The sequence below is a fragment of the Salinicola sp. genome (assembly GCF_982684285.1).
Genome location: NZ_CEXLVS010000452.1, coordinates 1 through 1,410 on the forward strand (window position 1 = coordinate 1; position 1,410 = coordinate 1,410).

Genomic DNA, 1,410 nt, shown 5'->3' on the forward strand with positions numbered 1-1,410 from the left:
CATTGTCAGATTCAGATGTAGATTCGGATTCGGATTCAGATTTAGCAATATCAGCTGCTTCTGCTCTTTGTTTTTGTCGTAAGGATTCTACGTAGAATTGTTTGCCTTTGATCAGATGACGCACACGAGCAAGTAATTCTTCTTCTAAAATAGGCTTGATGACATAGTCACTGATGCCTAAATAAAACAATTCAATTCTTCGTGCCACATCATCAAATGCGGTGATTGCCAAGATCGGGACATCGCCTTTTTCACCTCCCAAGCGGCGAATTCGATTGGTGAGTGCTGTGCCGGTCATACTACCTTTGAGAATGATGTCAGTGACGACTAAATCATAATCATTGTGTATATAACTATGCCACGCTTCTTCAGCTGAACTGTATGCATCTACGGTTAATCCTTTATCGGTGAATAGCTTGGTCACCATTTGTTGCTGAGATAAGGTGTCCTCTATATATAAAACACGACCAGATAGTGGTTGTTGTTGCAGGGTGAAACGATGAATGAAATTAATCAGTTGAACCACATGTTGTTTGCTAAAGACCTCAGTGACACCACTAGTCAAAGCCCGTTGATAAACCTCATTAGATTCGTCAGATGTCAGCAGGAAGATGGGCGTGTACTTATGGTTAGCTATGGTACGAATTGTTTTAGCGAGTTCAATGCCATCGCCATCTTCGATATACATGGAAAGGCAAATGAAGTCGTACGGCTCTTGTTCTAGTGTCTCTAAACCCTGTACTGCACTGTCAAGAAAGATCGCGACCATATCCATATTTGCAAATATGCTGGTGAGCATTTCATGGAACAAGGTCGAATTATCAATTACAAGCACCTTCATCGTGGTTTTAAGTTTAGTTCCACTAAGGCTTGAAGATGAATAATTAGGCTGCACAGATGAATTAGCTTTTTGCATTATTATTGTATTGTTGTCCTAAAAAAAGGAATCAGAACTTTTCAGGGAACAGCGGAGAGGAACAGACGGAATGGACAAGCAAAAATATATCGAATATTTGCCTATAAAGTGGGAGGTAAGGAGATATTTTATGGATTTATTAGTCATGCAGTCCACTCACATATAGTGGTAAATAAATGTGCCATGAAATCAAACTACTTCGGTACCAGCGCGCCATACATCTTCTCCTGAATATGTGTCAGCTACTGCACTATCTCAAAACAATCGCTATGCCTGAATATATAGTTTTGCAATCGAAGAGGAATGTCGATCGAATATTTAGGCCTTAATTGAGGCTAATTTTTCATCTAAATTTAAACCGATGTTATAAAGCTGCGTTGAGTCTTTTTGGGCTTTATGAAGTGAGGATATTAAATCGCTTTCTTGCGCTTCACTTAAGCCCAGTCGGAGAAATGATTCTTCAATATCGTCAAGTAAGTCAGAGAGGATCTGTT

1 protein-coding gene is annotated in these 1,410 nt (G+C 39.6%); it reads right to left on the reverse strand.

Annotated elements, in window-relative coordinates; all coding sequences use genetic code 11:
* Positions 1–916, reverse strand: a 916-nt coding sequence (locus AC3AYF_RS20975) for a response regulator (protein ID WP_487780403.1), incomplete at its 3' end; no start/stop codon positions are given.
* Positions 917–1,410: the final 494 nt, after the last annotated feature.